This is a genomic window from Amycolatopsis sp. NBRC 101858, from assembly GCF_030269325.1.
Lineage (GTDB): Bacteria > Actinomycetota > Actinomycetes > Mycobacteriales > Pseudonocardiaceae > Amycolatopsis > Amycolatopsis ponsaeliensis.
In genome coordinates this window covers 1,062,583-1,079,732 of record NZ_BSTD01000003.1, presented here as the reverse complement: position 1 = coordinate 1,079,732, position 17,150 = coordinate 1,062,583, and the positions used below count along the sequence as shown (strand labels likewise).

Genomic DNA, 17,150 nt, shown 5'->3' with positions numbered 1-17,150 from the left:
TCGGTAAGTATGCTCCGGTCTCGGATCCGGTCATCTTCATGCTTGCTCGCCGGGGCCGGCCGGCGGCCACGCAACCTGGGAGACGTTGGCCGGCGCGCTTTCCGGCAATCATGGATACCCATGGGCTCTGCGCCCCTCGGCGATTTCCCGCGACAGATCACTCGAGCCGTTCTCTCACGTCAGGAGTGACGAATGATCCACAACGACAACCGGACGGCGCCCGGCCGGCTGTCCGTTGCTGTGCTCGGCGCGGGCCTCATCGGCATCGACCTCATGACCAAGGTCATCCGTTCCGACCGGCTGGAGCTCGGGCTCGTCGCGGGCCGGGACGAAGCGACCTCGGGGCTGCGGCAGGCCGCCAAGCTCGGCGTGCCGGTCGCGGCAGGCGGCATTCAGTCCCTTGTGGACAACGAGCACCCGTTCGACGTCGTGTTCGACGCCACCAGCGCGGCCGCCCACGCCGAGCACGTGGCGAAGCTCGCGCCCTTCGGCACGATGCTCATCGACCTGACGCCCAGCCGCAACGGGCAGATGATCTTCCCGACCGTCAACCGGGCGGACATCGCCACGCACCGCGACTTCAGCATGGTGAGCTGCGGCGGGCAGGCGGCCGTGCCGATCCTGCACGCGATCACGCGGGCCCACGAGATCGACTACATCGAGGTGGTGACGACCGCCGCCACGCTGAGCATCGGCCGCGGCACGCGCATGAACCTCGACGAGTACGTGGACACCACGCAGGAAGCGGTCCGCAGCTTCACCGGCGTCGCGGACGTCAAGGCGATCCTCAACATCAGCCCCGCGCGCCCGCCCGCGACCTTCCGGGTCGCCATGTCCCTGCTGGGCAAGGATCTCACCACCGAGTCGTTGCGCTCGGCCGTGCGGGGCGCCGCGGCCGAAGTCCGCTCTTTCGCCCGGGGGTTCGCGGTGAAGGCGTGCAGCGCCGAGGACGGCAAGGGCTTCGTCGCCGTGGAGGTCACCTCGTCCGGGGACCGCATCCCGCGGTACGCCGGGAACCTCGACATCATCAATTCCGCCGCGCTCCTGGTCGCGGAGAGCTACGCGGCGGACCGGCTCCCGATGGCAGGCGTGGTGAACTCATGAGCGAGGCAACGACCCCGGACGTCGCCCCGGGCAAGCCGATCCAGATCCACGACCCGAGCCTGCGGGACGGCCACCACGCCGTCCGGCACAGCCTCGCCGCGGAACAGCTTCGCGCGTACGCGCTGGCCGCCGACGCGGCGGGCGTCCCGGTGGTCGAGGTCGGCCACGGCAACGGGCTGGGCGCCTCCTCGCTCCAGGTCGGCCGGGCCAGGCTCAGCGACGACGAGATGCTGTCGATCACCCGGGACGCCCTGACCACCAGCAAGCTCGGCGTCTTCATGCTGCCCGGCTGGGGCACGATCAAGGACCTCGAGAACGCCATCGCGCACGACGTCGACCTGGTGCGCATCGGCACCCACTGCACCGAGTCGAGCCTGGCCGAACGGCACCTCGGCTGGCTGCGCGAGAAGGGTGTCGAGGCGCACGCCGTGCTGCTGATGAGCCACATGGCGACCGTCGAGCAGCTCGCCGGGCACTGCGCGCGCCTGGTCGGGTTCGGGGCCACCGGGGTGGGCATCATGGACTCCGCGGGCCACTACCTGCCGGCCGACGTCACCGAGCGCATCACGGCCATGTGCGGCGCCGTCGACGTGCCGGTGATGTTCCACGGGCACAACAACCTGGGCATGGCGGTGGCGAACTCCATCGCGGCGGCCGACGCGGGAGCGTCCATTTTGGACGCCTGCGCCCGGGGGTTCGGCGCCGGGGCGGGCAACACCCAGCTCGAGGTCCTGGTGCCGGTGCTCGAGCGCGTGGGCTACCGCACCGGCATCGACCTCTACCGGCTTCTGGACGCGGCGGACATCGCCGAACGCGAGCTGATGCCGGCGCCGCCCAAGGTCGACTCGCTCTCCATCGTCAGCGGCCTGGCCGGGGTGTTCTCCGGGTTCAAGCCGCGGGTGCTCGACATCTCGGCCCGCGAGGGCGTCGACCCGCGTGACGTCTTCTTCGAGCTCGGCCGCCGCCAGGCGGTCGCGGGCCAGGAGGACCTCATCGTCGACGTCGCGCTGGCCCTGCGGGGCGCCGGGGACGAGTCGTGACGGATCCGGTGGATCGCGCGGTCCTGTGCGGCCTCGGGTACTGGCTGCCGGACCGGACGGTCACCAACGCCCAGCTGTGCGAGCGGCTCGACGTGTCGGAGGACTGGATCGAGGGACGGACCGGGATCTCCCGCCGCCGCTGGGTCGAGCCGGGTGAAGCCACCTCCGACCTCGCGGTCGAGGCGGGCCGGGCCGCGCTCAAGTCGGCCGGCGGCGGGCTGGTCGACGCCGTCGTGCTGGCGACCACCACCCCGGACTACCGCTGCCCGGCGACCGCGCCCGACGTGGCCGCGCGCCTCGGCCTGAGCGGTGTCGCCGCCTTCGACGTCTCGGCCGTGTGCACCGGGTTCGTCTACGGCTTGGCGACGGCGGCGGGCTTCATCGCGGCCGGGCTGGCCGAGCGCGTCCTGCTGATCGCTGCCGAAGCGTTCTCCACCCTGCTCGACCCGGACGACCCGACGACCCGGCCGATCTTCGGCGACGGGGCGGGTGCCGTGGTGCTGCGCCGCGGCCGGGCCGACGAACCGGGGGCCGTCGGCCCGCTCGTGCTGGGCAGCGACGGCGATCGCAGCGAGCTGATCACGGTCAAGGCCGGCGGCTCGCGGCTGCCGCTGCGGGAGTCGGCCCCCGACGACGGGTCGCAGTACTTCCGGATGCGGGGACGCGAGGTGTTCCGGCAGTCGGTCGAGCGGATGAGCGCCGCGGCGACCGAGGCGCTGGCGGCGGCGGGCTGGCAGCTGGGCGACGTCGACCGGGTGATCACCCACCAGGCGAACGCGCGCGTCAGCGCCGCGCTGGCCACCCGGCTCGGCCTGCGCCGGGACGCGGCGACGACGAACATCGCCGAAGTCGGCAACACCGCCGCCGCTTCGATCCCGGTCCTGCTCGCCCAGGCGGCCGCGGACGGGACTCTCGAGCCCGGCCACCGGGTGCTGCTGGCCGCGTTCGGCGGCGGCCTCACCTGGGGTGCCACCACGCTGACCTGGCCCGAGCTCGAAACCCACGACGCATAGGGCATCCAGCCAACGGACACGGGAGGACGCAATGTACGAGCTGCTGAAGTCGGTCATGACCGAGGTGCTGCTGCTGGACGCCGACGGAGTGCACCCGGACGCGAGCCGCGAAGACGCGGGCCTGGACTCCCTCGCCGTCGTCGAGCTGTCCATGGTGCTCACCGAGCGCCACGGCATCCGGATCACCGACGACGAGCTGCTCGAACTCGACACCGTGGCGGAGATCGTCGCGCTCATGGAGCAGCGGAAGCGGGCCGCGGCCGCCTGAAGCCCGGCCCGCCACCCGGTCAGGTCCGCAGGTACGAAGCGCCGTTCAGGTCGAGGATGGTGCCGCTGGCCCACTCGGCCTCGGCGGAGGCCAGGTAGAACACGCCGGCGGCGATCTCGCCCGGCTCGGCGACGCGGCCGAACGGGCTCTGCGCCCGGATCTCGTCGCCGCCCGGCGGCTTGAGCCAGTCCGTCGTCATGTCCGTGGCCACGAAACCGGGCGCCACGGCGGAAACCGCGATCCGGTCCGGCGCGAGCGCGATCGCCAGCGACTGGGTCAGGGAGTTCACGGCCGCTTTGCTCGCCCCGTAGGCCGGCACCTCCGGCTCGCCGCGGAAGGCGCCCCGGGACGAGACGTTGACGATCCGCCCGCCGCGTCCCTGCCGCCGCATGTGCTCGACCGCGCACCAGGTCACGTTGGCCGCGCCGACCAGGTTGACCCCCAGCGTCGCCTGCCAGTGCTTCTGCCAGGTCGCGTAGTCGACTTCCGTGATCGGGTGCGCGACGAAGATGCCGGCGTTGTTCACCACGACGTCCAGGCCGCCCAGCTGCCCGGCGCCCGAGTCCACCGCCGCCCGCACGGCTTCGGCGTCCAGCAGGTCGGCCTCGACGACGACGTGGCCGCTGCCCTCGAGCCCGGCCACCAGGTCCCCGGCGACGCCGGCCGGCACCTTGTCCAGGATCGCCACCCGGTCACCGGCCGCCGCGAACCGCTTCGCGATGGCCTGCCCGATACCCCGGGCCGCGCCGGTCACGAGCACCGCGCGCCCCCTCACGTTCTCACCCATGGGTCAGCTCCCCGTTCGCCAATCGGCCGACCGCTTCGGCCAGTACCTCGTCCGGAAGGGAAAAGCAGGCGCGGACGTACGGGCGATCCGGCTCGTCCAGGTAGAACGCCTCGCCGGGCACCGTGCCGACGAGGTTGTTCTCCAGCAGGATTTCCGCCGCTTCCACCCCGGTCGCCACGCCCATCCGCGAGCAGTCGACGAACAGGTAGTAGGCGCCCTCCGGTTCGTTGGGCGACAACCCGGCGGCGGCGAAACCCGCGGCCAGGGTCCGGCGCTTCCGGTCGTACATCGCGCGGAAGTCGTCGTAGTAGTCCTCGCCCAGGTTCAGCGCCCGCGCGCCGAGCGCCTGCAGCGGAGCCGGCGCGCAGACCACGAACGAGTCCACCGCGACCCGGATCGCGCCCATCAGCTGTTCCGGGCCGCAGGCGTACCCCAGCCGCCAGCCGGGAATGCTGAACGACTTCCCCAGCGACCCCAGCGTCACCGTTCGTGCGGCGAGGTTCCCGACCGTCGCCGCGGCGAGGTGGGGTTCCGGGCCGAAGTAGATGTCTTCGTACACCTCGTCGGTGATGACGAGCAGATCGTGGTCGTCGGCGACGGCCGCGACGATCTTGAGCTCCGCCGCGGTGAGCCGGCGGCCGCTCGGGTTGTTCGGCGTGCAGATGATCATCGCGCGGGTCCGGCCGGTGACGGCCGCCCGCAGCGATTCCTCGGTGATCTCGAAACCCGGCCCGGTCAGCCGGACCGGTTCCGGGGCCAGGGTGAGCATCCTGATCGAGGAAAGGTAGTAGCCGTAGCAGGGTTCGAACACGATGACGCCGTCGCCCGGGTCGAGCAGCGCCGTGAGCGTCGCCATGAGAGCGCCCGTCGCGCCCACCGTGGCCACGACCTGGGTGGCGGGCTCGACGCTGAGCCCGCTGCTGCGCTTCACCTTGTCGGCAACGGCTTCCCGGAAGACGGCGAGGCCTTCGGGCTGGCTGTAGGAATGACCGAGGTGCTCGAAGTTCCGCGCGCCGTCTGCCAGCAGCGAGGCCGGCGGCGGAACCTGGCTGAGCCCCTGCGCGAGGTTGACGGCGCCGAGCTCCTGGCAGCGCACCGTCATGGCCCCGATGGCGGACGCCTGCAGGCCCCGCATCCGGTCGGCAACCTTGACCATCGTCAGCCTCCGGTGCTCATCCGGTCCAGGAGCTGGTCGAGTTCCGCGACCGTGGGCGCGTCGAAGAGTTCGTTCATCGAGATCTCCAGGCCGAACGCCGGGCCCACCCGGCTCGCGATCAGCATGGCGTCGATCGATTCGCCGCCCATGATGAAGAAGTCGTCGTCGACACCGCAGCGGGTCCGGGAGAGCACCTCGGCGAAGATCGTGCACAGCGCTTCCTGGCGAGGGGTGTCGGGTGACCGGTAGGGCAGCAGCCCGCGCAGATCGGGCGCGGGAAGTGCTTGCCGCTGCGGAATTCCCTCGGCGTCGACCGGAATGGCGTCGACGACCACGATCGCGGCCGGCACCGCGCTGCCCGGCAGCATTTCCCGGACGTGCTTGTGCAGCGCGACCAGATCGAGGCCCGGGCTGCTCGCCACGACGTAGGCCACCAGGACCTCACCGACCGGTTCCTGGGCGTGTGCCAGGACCGCGACGTCCGCGAGTCCGGGGTAGGCGGCCAGTACGTCTCGCACGTCCTGGATCGCAGTGACAGCCATCAGCCGCTCACCTTCCGTTCGGGCTTTGAGGGTCTCTCGGACCACCTTCGCAGGCCCCGGCCGGCCGGCAACCTTCCGCATTGCTCAGATTCCGGTCGCGGCCCGGCAATTCAAGAGTTGCGCATCGCTTATCGGGCGCGGCACGGTGATGCTCGAACTGCGGAATTGCCAGTAGTGATCGCCGGGTCGCGGAACGAACGGCCTTCAGATCGGGCAACGTAGGAGGTGCGCCGCCATTCGGCGTAGCACGAGGATGGGTGTGCCGGACGCATTCCAGCAGATTCCCCGTCAGCCCCGATCGTACTGATTTGAGGCGAGCATGCAGCCGTACCGAGTCGAGATCCCGCAGGCAGCCATCGACGATCTGCACGAGCGGCTGGCCAACACCCGCTGGCCGGAGGAACTGCCCGGCACGGGGTGGGACCGCGGCGTTCCGCTCGCCTACCTGAAGGAGCTCGCCGAATACTGGCGCACTTCTTATGACTGGCGCGCCACGGAAGCGGCGCTGAACAGCCACCCGCAGTTCGTCACCGAGATCGACGGCGCGACCGTCTACTTCCTGCACGTGCGCTCGCCGGAACCCGGCGCCCGCCCGCTGCTGCTCACCCACGCCTGGCCCGGTTCCGTCGCCGAATTCCTCGACCTGATCGGCCCGCTGTCCGACCCGCGAGCGCACGGCGGCGACCCGGCCGACGCCTTCCACCTCGTGATCCCGGCGCTGCCCGGCTACGGCTTCTCCAGCCCGCTGCGCGCGACCGGCTGGGACGTGCCGCGCATGGCGCAGGCCTGGGCCGAGCTGATGCGCCGCCTCGGCTACCGCGACTACATCGCCCAGGGCGGCGACGCCGGCGCGGTGATTTCGCTGGCACTGGGCACTTTGGACCCGGAGAACTGCGCCGGCGTGCACGTCAACATGTTGATGACCTTCCCGAGCGGCGACCCGGCCGAGTTCGCCGCGCTCGGCGAGGAGGACCTGGCGCGCCTCGGCCTGCTGGCCAAGTTCGACGAAGAGCTGTCCGGGTACATGAAGCTCCAGCAGACCCGGCCGCAGACGGTGAGCTACGCGCTCACCGACTCGCCGGTCGGCCAGCTGGCCTGGATCGTCGAGAAGTACAAGGAGTGGAGCGACTCCGACAAGGTGCCCGAGGACGCGATCAGCCGCGACAAGATCCTCGACGCGGTCTCGATCTACTGGCTGACCGCCACCGCGGGCACGTCCGCGAACTTCTACTACGAGGGCGCCGCCGCGCTGCGCGCGATCGCCGCCGGCGAGAAGCCGCCGCCCCCGGCCGTGCCGGTCGGGGTGGCGGTCTTCCCGCGCGACATCTTCCAGCCGGTCCGCAGCCTCGCCGACCGCGACCTGCCGACGCTCGCGCACTGGACGGAGTTCGACCGCGGCGGCCACTTCGCCGCGCTCGAGCAGCCCGAGCCGCTCGTCGGCGACATCCGCTCCTTCGCTCGTTCTCTCCAGCCCCTCGAAAGGTGAACCGATGGAAAGCCGTTGCCCAGTCCTGGACACGACGGGACGTGACATCCACGGAGAGGCCGCTCGCCTGCGGGCTCTGGGCCCGGCGACCCGGGTCGAGCTGCCCGGTGGCGTGCTCGCCTGGTCGGTCACCCGTGCCGAGGTGATCAAGAAGCTGCTCGCCGACTCGCGGGTCACCAAGAACGCGCGCAACTACTGGCCGAAGTTCATCAACGGCGAGATCCCGCCCGACTGGGAGATGATCAGCTGGGTCGCGATGGACAACATGGTCACCGCCACGGGCAAGGACCAGGTCCGGCTGCGCCGCCTGGTCGGAAAGGCCTTCACCCCCAAGCGAACCGAAGCCATCCGCCCGCGCATCGTGGCGCTGACGAACATGCTGCTCGACGCGCTCGCCGCCGCCGGCCCGGACGAGGTGGTCGACCTGCGCGAGCGGTTCGCCTACCCGCTGCCGGCCATGCTGGTCGCCGAGCTGATCGGGATGGACGAGCAGGCCCGCGCGGCCACCGCCAAGGTGATCGACATGATGGTGGACACGACGGTCACCCCCGAGCAGGCCCAGTCGGTCCTCGCCGGCTGGCGCGGCGCGATGGCGGACCTGATCGCGGCCAAGCGCGCCAACCCGGGCGAGGACATCACGAGCGACCTGATCGCCGCCCGCGACGAGGACGGGTCGAGGTTGTCCGAGCAGGAGCTCGCCGACACGATCTTCGCGATCCTCGGCGCCGGCTCGGAGACGACGATCAACTTCTTCGACAACGCGATCACCGCACTGCTCACCCACCCCGACCAGCTGGAACTGGTCAAGTCCGGCGAGGTGGCCTGGAGCGAGGTCATCGACGAGACCCTGCGCGTCGAGTCCCCGCTCGCCTCCCTCCCGCTGCGCTACGCAATGGAGGACATCGACCTCGGCGACGGAGTGACGATCCCCCAGGGCGACCCGATCCTGGTCAACTACGCGGCAATAGGCCGCGACCCGGCCTTGCACGGCGAGTCGGCGTGCAAGTTCGACGTAACCCGAGCGGACAAGGAGCACCTGTCCTTCGGCCACGGCCCGCACTTCTGCCTCGGAGCCGGGATCGCTCGCCTGGTGGCTACGGTCGGTTTGTCCAGCCTCTTCGAGCGGTACCCCAATCTGGCGTTGGCCGTGGAACCTGCCGATCTCGAGCCCTTGTCGACGTTCATCATGAACGGCCACCGAGCCCTCCCGGTCCACTTGAAGGGCACCGAGTCGGCCGCGAGCAGGTAGTTTTCCGGTCTACGAGGGGCGGCTTCTGCCGGCTTGCGCCGGACAGAGGCCGCCTTTTCGTGCGGAGCCGACGGTTCGACGAAGTCCACAGGGGAGCGCGCCCGGCTCCCGGTGGCCGCCGAATCATCTGCGGACAAGCGTGACGGGCCGGTTCGGTTGACCACGCGGCCAGGCAGCAGGCGTGCGACCCGGCCGCGCCGCTCAGATGCCTGGCGTGCGCCTGGCGGCGCGGGTGTGGTGCATAGCCTTCGCCTGGTCACATCGCCCGAGCGCCGGGTGAGCCCGGCCGCGCGTGCGTTGCCGGCTTGCCCGGTCACGCCGCCGAGGCAGCGGGCGTGCGCCCTGCCCCGCAGGCTATGGCTCACTGCCAGCTCGCTCGGCCACGCCGCCGGGGTGACCGGTGCCCTTGGCTGCGCGGGTTGTGGTGCGTTGTCGGTTCGCCTGCCCCAGGTTGGCCGGGCACGGGGCGTGCACCCGGCAGCGCCTGCGTTTTGCTGGCGGCGTCGTGCGAGGTCAGGCGGCGTCCGATGTGGAAGGCGGTGGCTCAGCAGCCGGCGCTCCGGGCTCCGGCGCCCGTTCGGCGCGCTCGGCCAGGTAGCGCAGCTTGGTCAGGTGGCGGCGGACGAGGCCGGCTCGGCGGGCTTCGTCCAGGACGGTGCGGGTCTCGCGGTTGGCCCGCCGGCGCCGGTGTCGTCCGCCGGGGTGTTCGGGGTCCACGGTGTGTTCAGCCTCCTTCGTTCGAGGTGAGGGCGGTTCGCTCGATCGGGTTGTCTTGTCGGATGCAGTCGTACTGCGGGTGTCATCGCTGGGCGTGACGGATCGGCTGCGGAACAGCGCCTCGACCCCGGAGGTAACAAGGTTGTCTCGGGATGGGCTCGGTCGAGGACCGTTGGGCCACCTGGCCGCTCACGCGGTGCGACTTCCGGACTCACCGTGCACGGGAACGCGGACGGTGACCGTCCAAAGTGGGGGATACGCCGACGGCGCCAGAAGAGGGGACCGGGCACGTGGCCAGGGTGCGTCGTGCGCAGCCGCGCACGACGTCTTCCCTGGTGGCGCCCCCGGCAGGACTCGAACCTGCGACCTAGAGATTAGAAGGCTCTTGCTCTATCCAGCTGAGCTACGAGGGCCCGCGCCGACGGCTGCTGCCGGTAACCCGGCACTGGCAGCTTAGTCGTCGCCATCCTCTCGATCGTTCGACACCGGCGAATCGTTTCAGGTCTCGTTCGACGGAATTCGGAACTTCGGGGGAAACGTCGTCGAGAGCGTGGTGTGGACCTCCTTGAGTGTCGGGTGCGGTGCTGAGGGTGACCGAACGGGCTTCCCGGCGCGCCGCGAACCTGTAATCTGGCGATCAGAAGGCTCTTGCTGTGTCCAGCCCGACCACGCTCGCCCGCACGACCAGCGGCCGGGCAGGCAGCGCCGCGAGCGTCCGCACGCCGCTGCCTCCCTGCCGCGGCGGGCGGCGCGGTGGTCGCCTCACCTCCCTGAACGTGTCGTGGGCCGTCTGTGTGCTCCCGGCGGCGCTCCCCGGACCAGCCCAGGCGTGTCTGCCCTGGTCACCGGGTAAGGCGACCTCGCGGTCCGAGTGCACGCGACTGGCTCAGCTGGGCGAGAGAGCCCAGCCGAGGCACCGGTCCGGGTGACCGCCTCGTGGGCCGTGGGCGCCAGTGAGCCTTGGTGGCGCGTTGCAGGTTCTCTGGCGACCCGCGGGGACGGCTCGACGGTCGCCGAACCGTCCCCGTGGGGTCTTGCTGGCGCGTTGCGGGCTCTCTGGCGACCGAGGGCGACACGACGGTCGCTGAATCGCTCGAGAGTCTCGCTGACGCGATGCGGGCTCTCTGACGATCACCGAACGGCACGGCGATCGGCGAACGTCCGAGAGTCCCGCTGACGGGTTGCGGGCTCCCTGGCGGCCAAAGGGCGGTACGACGGTCGCCAACCGTCCCCGTGGGCCTTGCTGGCGCGTTGCGGGCCCTGTGGCGACAGAGGGCGGCACGGCGGTTGCCTAACCGCTCGAGAGCCTTGCTGGCGCGTTGTGCGCTCTCTGACGACCGAGGGGCTGCTCGGTGGTCGCCGAAGCATCCGTGAGCCTCGCTGACGCGATGCGGGCTCCCTGGCGACCGAGGAACGGCACGACCGTCGCCGACCGCCTGAGACGCCCGGCTCGGCTGCCGGAACCCTCTCGAGCCGTGAGAGCCGTGAGAGCCGTGAGAGCCGTGAGCACCGGGAGGGCCGTGGGAAGCCCGTGGGCGCGCCCCGCCGCTGGGGCGCGCCCACGGGGTGGGGCCGCTGTCGGGGGAGCGGCCCCGGTCGGGTCCGGCCGCCGCCGCGAGCCGGCTCTTTCCTGGGAGCTGGCGGCGGTGCGGGCCCGGGTCAGGCCGTCACTCCCAGATCTGGATCCCGCGGACCAGGAACGGCGCGTCCGGGACGAACGTGCCGCCACCCGGGTAGGTGACGAAATCTCCCTCGGTCGAGCATTCCTCGCTCTGGTACACCGTGACGTCCCGCGTCAGCAGATTCGCGAATGACGATCCGGCGAATCCCTCGGGCAGGGGAATGCATTCCCCCGGATTCGCGGTGCGCAGGTCGAAACGCTGGGCGTCGCCGCCGTAGTCGCCGGCCTGCCACAGGCAGAATTCACCCTTCTGGCACCCCGGTTCGGCCTGTGCGGGTGCGGCCTGAGCGGTTCCGACGCTGGTCAGCAACCCCAGCGCGGCCAGGATCAGCAGGTGCGGCAGCCGGGCGCGGAGACGGCGTGAAGACATCGTGGATTTCCCCTCTGGAATCGCGGCTTCGGGGCCGCGGTGAACTGGTGATTCCAGATTGGCGGGCGGGGGAAGATTTGTCAGCCCGCAATTTCGGATCTGTGGACAGGTGCCCGGCCGGGGGCCGGTTGTCCACAGGTTCGAGAATGCCTCTTGCGTGCGGGTGGGACAGGTGTTAAGGCATCGAACCCGTGGCACGCATGGGCACATGCAGCGGGACCGGGTCGCGGTGTTCGTCGTCTTCGCGCTCAACGGCCTCACGCTGGGCTCGTGGGCCTCGCGCACCCCGGCGCTGGCGGCGCAGGTGCACGCCTCGCCGGGCGTTTTCGGCCTGGCCCTGCTCGGGGCCAGCGCGGGGATGCTCGCGGCCGCGTCGGTGTCCGGCCGGATCATCGAACGGGCCGGTGCCCGCGTGGTCGTCGCCGGCAGCACCGTCAGCGCAGCCGGCTCGATGGTGCTGGTCGGGTTCGCGCCGAGCGTGCCGTTGCTGGCCGGCGCCCTGCTCCTGATCGGCGCGAGCGTCGGGATGCTCGACGTCGCGATGAACGTCGCCGCGGTGGCGGTCGAACGCCGGATCCGCCGCCCGATCATGCCGGAGTTCCATGCGGGCTTCAGCTTCGGCGCGCTCGCCGGTTCGCTGGCCGCGGGGCTCGCCGCCGGCCACGACTGGCCGCCGGGGCGCCACCTGAGCGTGGCCGCCGTGGTCGCCGTCGCGGTGCTCGTCCTGGTGATCCGCGAGGTCCCCGGCAGCCGTCCGGAGCACAGCGAAGAGGTCACGCCGAGCCGCGCGCCGATCCGCCGTCCGGTGCTGTGGCTGCTCGCCGCGGTCGCGCTGGCTTCGGCCATCGCGGAAGGCGCGTCCTCGGACTGGTCCGCCTTGCTGATGACGGCCGAACGTGGCGTCGGCCCAGGCGCCGCGGCCCTCGCGTTCGGCGGCTTCCAGCTGGTCATGGCGCTGACCAGGCTCGCGGGGTCGTGGGCGCAACGCCGGTTCGGCCCCACCCGCTGCCTCGCCGCGGGGTCGGTCCTGGCCGCCGCCGGGCTGCTCGCCGCGGCCGCGATCCCGGTCGCCGCCGCCGGTTACGTCGGCTTCGCGCTCGCCGGCGCGGGCCTGGCGGCGTCGTTCCCACTCGCCCTGAGCCTGGCCGGCGACGCCGGCAAACGCGGCGACGGCACCGGCGGCGAGCGCGAGATCGGCTTCGTCACGGCGATCGCCTACACCGGCTTCCTCGGCGGGCCGCCGATCGTCGGCGGCATCGCGCAGGTGACGGACTACGGCGTGGCGTTCGGGTTCGTCGGGCTGGTCGCTGCGCTGATCCTGCCCGCCGCCCTCGGCGCCCGGCGGGCGCGGAACCGGGAGGCGGCCGCGCTGACGGCCGAATGAGGCTCCCGGCGAAGCCGGCCGGCGCCCCAACGGCCGGGTGCGACGGCGCCGCCGAGGGAACGCTGCCGGGGCTGTCGCACCCGGCGGTCGGCCGCCGGGTGCGCAGTCGAGGAAACGGCTGCCTGGGGCGGCGCGCCCGGCCGCCGCGAGGAGCCGGCAAAGCCACCGCCGCGAGACGCCGGCCGCGCTGACGGCCGAATCGTGACAAAAGTCCGGGAGCCGTGGCCTGCCGGGCAGCGTCTCTTTCGCATACGGCCCCTATCGCCGAAGCCCCGTTGACAGTGCGGAACCGGGCGGGGCAAGCTGAGCGCGTCGTAAACTGAAATGAATGCACCGACGTTACGAGTTCAGGTGGGCTGGTCAGGGTAGGGGCCTTGACCCGGGGAGGACGTCGTGAGGGTTGTGCTGCTCGGCGGCGCGGGGGCGCTCGCCGGCGGAGCCGGGATCCCGCTCGTGCAAGGGGCGGTGCCGAGGCTCGTGCTCGTGCCGGTCGCGTTCCGGCTCGCGTTGTTCCTGCAAGCGGTCTGGGCCGGCGGCCCGCTGGGCGCTCCGGTGCTCGGCCTCGCCATCGTGCTCTACCTCGTGCCGAACCTGGCCGAGGTCGCCTGGGTCTTCCACCGCAGCACCGGCATCCGGCCGGTGCTCGCCGCCGACACCGCGTACACGCTCGTCACGAGCGTCGCCGCGGCGATCTTCGCCGCGCACGAACCCGGCCTGCTCGCCCTGACCTGGCCGAACATCATGGGCACGGTCATGGTCTGGACGCTGCTGCGCGGCGCCCCGTCCGGCGCGATCGCGATCGCCGGCGCCGTGCTCCTGCGCTACGGCATGGCCGTGGTGTCCGGCACGTCGGCGCCCGCGACGTGGATCGTGCTCGCCCTGGTCGCGGCCGCCGCGACGGCGCTGGCGATCGTCGTGCTCGTCGCCGGGGCGATGCGGTTCGCCCACCGCCTGGGGGAGCAGCGAGGCCGTGCCGCCGAGCGGGAGCGGTACCGGCGCGACCTGCACGACACGGTCCTGCAGGTGATGGAGTCGCTCGCGCTGCCGGCGCCCCGCGACGGCCTCGACCCGGTGGGCAGTCTCGACCAGGTCCGCCGCATCGCCCGCGCGCACGCCCTGCGCCTGCGGCTCAGCCTCGACGGCGACGCGCCCACGGAGCCGGGCGGCCTCGAGCACCGCCTCGGCGCGCTGGCGGTCGAGATGACGGCGGAGGGCCTGCGCGTCGACCTCGTCTCGCTCGCGAAGCCCACCGACGTCCCGGAAAGCGTCGTCAACTCCCTGCACGACGCGGCTCGCGAAGCGCTGCGAAACACGTTGAAGCACGCGAAGACGGGCAAAGCCGTCATGTGCCTCGAAGAGCACGACGGCATCGTCACCGTCTCGGTGCGCGACCACGGGACCGGCTTCGACACCGGCGTGCGCCGAGCCGGGTTCGGCATCGAGAACTCGATCCACGCCCGGCTGGCCGAGATCGGCGGTACCGCGCGCATCGACTCGGCGCCCGGCCAGGGCACCCGCGTCGTGCTGACCGCGCCGTTAGAGCTGCGTTTCCCCGTCGGGTGAGTCCCGCCACTGCGTGAACGGGCGGTCCAGCGTCCACTTGCCGTCCTGCTCCTCGAGGACCCGGTACTCGCAGGTCTTCGGGTTCTCCAGCGACTCGAACAGCTCGATGCTCCAGCCGAAGAGACGGCGGCACAGCAGCCGCAGCGTGAGCCCGTGCGAGACGATCAGGACCGTGTCCGGGTGACCTTCGTCGCGCTGGCGCAGGTCGGAGAGGAACCCCGCGACGCGGTCGTCGACGTCGGCGCCCGACTCGCCGAACGGCAGCCGGTAGAAGAAGTGCCCGAACTCGTTGCGCCGCGCTTTCTGGAGCTCCTGCTCGGCCGGGTCCTGGAGGTTGCCCCAGTCCTGTTCGCGCAGCCGCGGCTCCTGCAGCAGCCGCTCGCACGACGCCTCGATGTCCAGCAGCCGCAACGTTTCCCGCGTCCGCAGGTACGGGCTGACGTAGACGGCGGGCCGCGCGCCGCCGAGCAGCCGGGCGATCTCCGGCCCGGCGGCAAGCGCTTCCCGCTCGCCCTGGTCCGTCAGCGGCAGGGCGTGGTCCGGGATCCGCGTGTAGGCGAGCTCGTCGACGTTGCCGAGCGACTCGGCGTGCCGCAGGAGGATCATCTTCACGCTCCCATCCTGCCCGTCACACGGGCCTGACCGGGGCTGGGCATACCCTCTGGGGCGTGTCCAGCGAGCCCGTGACGAAATCCGGCGTCCCCACGCGTCGCCGGGCCAGTGTGCTGCCCCTGCTCGCGGTCGGCGTGCTGCTGGCCGCCGTCGTCGCGATCGGGCTGATCGCGCTCACCGGCGGGGCCGGCTACGTCATCGCCGGCCTGCCGGATCCGGGGCTGGTCACCAAGTACGGCATCACCGTCATGCGCGTGCTGTCCGAGGCCGCGTCGGTGATCTGCGTCGGCTCGCTGCTGCTGGCCGCGTTCCTGGTGCCGCCGCAGCAGTCCGGCACGCTCGGCCCGGAGGGCTACGGCGCGCTCCGTGCGGCCGGGATCGCCGCCTGGGTGTGGTTCGGCGCGGCCCTGCTTTCGGTCGCCTTCACCGCCGCGGACACCGCCGGGAAGCCGTTCGGCGAGGTCCTGGACCCGCAGACCCTGCTCGACCTCGTCGGCGCCATCGAGCAGCCGAAGGCCTGGCTGTGGACCGCGCTGATCGCGATCCTCGTCGCGCTCGGCTGCCGGCTCGCGCTGTCGTGGGGCTGGACGGCGGTGCTGTTCTTCCTGGCCGTCGGCGGGCTGGTGCCGGTCGCGGTCACCGGGCACTCGGCCAGCGGCGGCTCGCACGACGTCGCCACCAACAGCCTGCTGTTCCACCTCGTCGCCGCGTCGCTGTGGGTCGGCGGGCTGATCGCCCTGCTGGCACTGGGCTACCGCCGCGGGAACCACCTGAGCCTGGCCGCGCAGCGGTTCTCGCGCCTGGCGCTGGTGTGCTGGATCGTGATGGCGATCTCCGGCGTGGTGAACGCACTGGTGCGGATCGGCTTCAATGACCTGTTCACGACCGACTACGGCCTCCTGGTCGTCGCCAAGACGGTCGCCCTGCTGCTGCTCGGCGTCTTCGGCCACCAGCAACGCCGGAAGGGCATCCCGGACCTCGTCGACGGCAAGGGCGGCGGCCAGCTGATGCGGCTGGCCGCGGTCGAGATCCTGATCATGTTCGTCACGATCGGGATCGCGTCCGGGCTGGCCAGGACGCCGCCACCGGCGGACGCGGTCACCCAGCCGTCCACCACCGAGCTGCTGATCGGCTACAACCTCGACGGCGCGCCGACGGTGTGGCGGCTGCTCTTCGACACCCGCTTCGACCTGGTCTACGGCACCCTCGCGCTCGTCCTCGGCGGCCTGTACCTCGCCGGGGTGCAGCGGCTGCTGCGCCGCGGCGACTCCTGGCCGGTCGGCCGCACGGTCTCCTGGATCGTCGGCTGCGTGGTGCTGCTGATCGCGACGTCGTCCGGCATCGGCCGCTACGCCCCCGCGATGTTCAGCGTGCACATGGGCAACCACATGCTGCTGTCGATGGTGGCGCCGGTGCTGTTCGTGCTCGGCGGGCCGGTGACGCTCGCGCTGCGCGCCCTGCCGGCCGCGGGCAAGGACGCACCGCCGGGACCGCGCGAATGGATCGTCGCGTTCGTGCACTCCCCGGTGTCGCGGTTCCTGACCCACCCGGTGGTCGCGCTGCTGCTGTTCGTCGGCTCGTTCTACGCGCTGTACTTCTCCGGCCTGTTCGACAACGCGCTGAACTACCACTGGGCGCACCTGGCGATGAACGCGCACTTCCTGCTCGCCGGGTACGTCTTCTACTGGCCGGTGATCGGCGTCGACCCGGCGCCGCGGCGGATCCCGTACCTCGGCCGGCTCGGCATGATGTTCGCCGCCATGCCGTTCCACGCGTTCTTCGGCGTGATCCTGATGAGCACCCAGACCGTGATCGGGCAGGCGTTCTACAGCCAGCTGCACCTGCCGTGGGTGCCCGACCTGCTCACCGACCAGCGGCTCGGCGGCGGCATCGCCTGGGCGTCGGGCGAGCTCCCCGTGCTGCTGGTGCTGATCGCGCTGCTGGTGCAGTGGTCACGCCAGGACGAGCGCGAGGCGAAGCGGCGGGACAGGCGCGAAGCGGCAACCGGCGACGAGGAGCTGAACGCCTACAACGCGATGCTGAAGAACCTCGCCGACGGCAAGCGGGCGGACTGACTCTCGACTTCCGGTTGAGGGTCAGCCTTGTCCGGAGCCGGGCAAAACGACGGTTTCGGTGACCCCGGCCTGACTTTCGGTAGTCCGACGGTGACCGGCGTCG

At 71.6% G+C, this 17,150-nt stretch carries 15 protein-coding genes and 1 tRNA gene; 9 read left to right on the top strand and 7 right to left on the bottom strand.

Features of this window, described 5'->3' with window-relative positions; translation table 11 throughout:
- The first annotated feature begins 192 nt into the window (after positions 1-192).
- The 4 genes from QSK39_RS28215 to QSK39_RS28200 are packed head-to-tail and all read left to right on the top strand — an operon-like array spanning position 193 to position 3,425.
- Positions 193-1,104 (top strand): acetylating acetaldehyde dehydrogenase, encoded by a 912-nt coding sequence (locus QSK39_RS28215; RefSeq protein ID WP_285480822.1) that lies wholly within the window; start codon positions 193-195, stop codon positions 1,102-1,104.
- Positions 1,101-2,144, top strand: a complete 1,044-nt coding sequence (gene dmpG / locus QSK39_RS28210; protein WP_285480821.1) for a 4-hydroxy-2-oxovalerate aldolase — start codon at positions 1,101-1,103, stop codon at positions 2,142-2,144. The genes QSK39_RS28215 and dmpG overlap by 4 nt, the downstream gene beginning before the upstream one ends.
- Entirely contained in the window at positions 2,141-3,157 is a 1,017-nt protein-coding gene (locus QSK39_RS28205) for a beta-ketoacyl-ACP synthase III (protein WP_285480820.1), read from the top strand. Before dmpG ends, QSK39_RS28205 begins: the two co-directional genes overlap by 4 nt.
- A gap of 31 nt (positions 3,158-3,188) precedes the next feature.
- A complete protein-coding gene (locus QSK39_RS28200; protein WP_284742191.1) occupies positions 3,189-3,425 on the top strand; it encodes an acyl carrier protein in 237 nt (78 codons plus the stop codon).
- A gap of 19 nt (positions 3,426-3,444) precedes the next feature.
- On the opposite strand, the gene QSK39_RS28195 is transcribed toward QSK39_RS28200, so the two are convergent.
- From QSK39_RS28195 to QSK39_RS28185, 3 genes are read right to left on the bottom strand one after another with little or no spacing between them, the layout of a single operon-like run.
- Positions 3,445-4,212, bottom strand: coding sequence for an SDR family NAD(P)-dependent oxidoreductase (locus tag QSK39_RS28195; RefSeq protein WP_285480819.1), 768 nt, complete (start codon positions 4,210-4,212; stop codon positions 3,445-3,447).
- Complete coding sequence (locus QSK39_RS28190) at positions 4,205-5,368, bottom strand: pyridoxal phosphate-dependent aminotransferase (RefSeq protein ID WP_285480818.1); 1,164 nt, start codon at positions 5,366-5,368, stop codon at positions 4,205-4,207. The genes QSK39_RS28195 and QSK39_RS28190 overlap by 8 nt, the downstream gene beginning before the upstream one ends.
- Before the next feature lie 2 nt (positions 5,369-5,370).
- Positions 5,371-5,910 (bottom strand): phosphopantetheine-binding protein, encoded by a 540-nt coding sequence (locus tag QSK39_RS28185; RefSeq protein ID WP_285480817.1) that lies wholly within the window; start codon positions 5,908-5,910, stop codon positions 5,371-5,373.
- Positions 5,911-6,229: 319 nt separating this feature from the next.
- Between QSK39_RS28185 and QSK39_RS28180 the strand changes: the two genes are divergently transcribed.
- Together QSK39_RS28180 and QSK39_RS28175 are read left to right on the top strand one after the other, a co-directional pair.
- On the top strand, positions 6,230-7,396 hold the full coding sequence (locus QSK39_RS28180; protein ID WP_285480816.1) for an epoxide hydrolase family protein: 1,167 nt from the start codon (positions 6,230-6,232) through the stop codon (positions 7,394-7,396).
- A 4-nt stretch (positions 7,397-7,400) separates the two neighbouring features.
- Positions 7,401-8,645 (top strand): cytochrome P450 family protein, encoded by a 1,245-nt coding sequence (locus QSK39_RS28175; RefSeq protein WP_285480815.1) that lies wholly within the window; start codon positions 7,401-7,403, stop codon positions 8,643-8,645.
- A gap of 513 nt (positions 8,646-9,158) precedes the next feature.
- On the opposite strand, the gene QSK39_RS28170 is transcribed toward QSK39_RS28175, so the two are convergent.
- The 3 genes from QSK39_RS28170 to QSK39_RS28160 form a co-directional block, all read right to left on the bottom strand.
- On the bottom strand, positions 9,159-9,362 hold the full coding sequence (locus QSK39_RS28170) for a hypothetical protein (protein WP_285480814.1): 204 nt from the start codon (positions 9,360-9,362) through the stop codon (positions 9,159-9,161).
- 336 nt (positions 9,363-9,698) lie between these two features.
- A tRNA-Arg gene (locus tag QSK39_RS28165) sits at positions 9,699-9,775 on the bottom strand.
- A 1,254-nt stretch (positions 9,776-11,029) separates the two neighbouring features.
- Complete coding sequence (locus tag QSK39_RS28160) at positions 11,030-11,413, bottom strand: peptidase inhibitor family I36 protein (RefSeq protein ID WP_285480813.1); 384 nt, start codon at positions 11,411-11,413, stop codon at positions 11,030-11,032.
- Positions 11,414-11,621: 208 nt separating this feature from the next.
- On the opposite strand from QSK39_RS28160, the gene QSK39_RS28155 reads away from it, so the two are divergent.
- Positions 11,622-12,797 carry an MFS transporter gene (locus QSK39_RS28155; RefSeq protein WP_285480812.1) on the top strand — a complete coding sequence of 392 codons (1,176 nt, stop codon included), beginning with the start codon at positions 11,622-11,624 and terminating at the stop codon, positions 12,795-12,797.
- 402 nt (positions 12,798-13,199) lie between these two features.
- Positions 13,200-14,360 carry a sensor histidine kinase gene (locus tag QSK39_RS28150; RefSeq protein ID WP_285480928.1) on the top strand — a complete coding sequence of 387 codons (1,161 nt, stop codon included), beginning with the start codon at positions 13,200-13,202 and terminating at the stop codon, positions 14,358-14,360.
- Here QSK39_RS28150 and QSK39_RS28145 read toward each other — a convergent pair.
- Complete coding sequence (locus tag QSK39_RS28145; protein ID WP_285480811.1) at positions 14,334-14,972, bottom strand: phosphoglycerate mutase family protein; 639 nt, start codon at positions 14,970-14,972, stop codon at positions 14,334-14,336. The two genes, QSK39_RS28150 and QSK39_RS28145, sit on opposite strands and share 27 nt — an antisense overlap.
- 56 nt (positions 14,973-15,028) lie before the next feature.
- Here QSK39_RS28145 and QSK39_RS28140 point away from each other — a divergent pair, with 56 nt between their 5' ends.
- Complete coding sequence (locus QSK39_RS28140) at positions 15,029-17,047, top strand: bifunctional copper resistance protein CopD/cytochrome c oxidase assembly protein (protein ID WP_285480810.1); 2,019 nt, start codon at positions 15,029-15,031, stop codon at positions 17,045-17,047.
- Positions 17,048-17,150 lie beyond the last annotated feature (103 nt).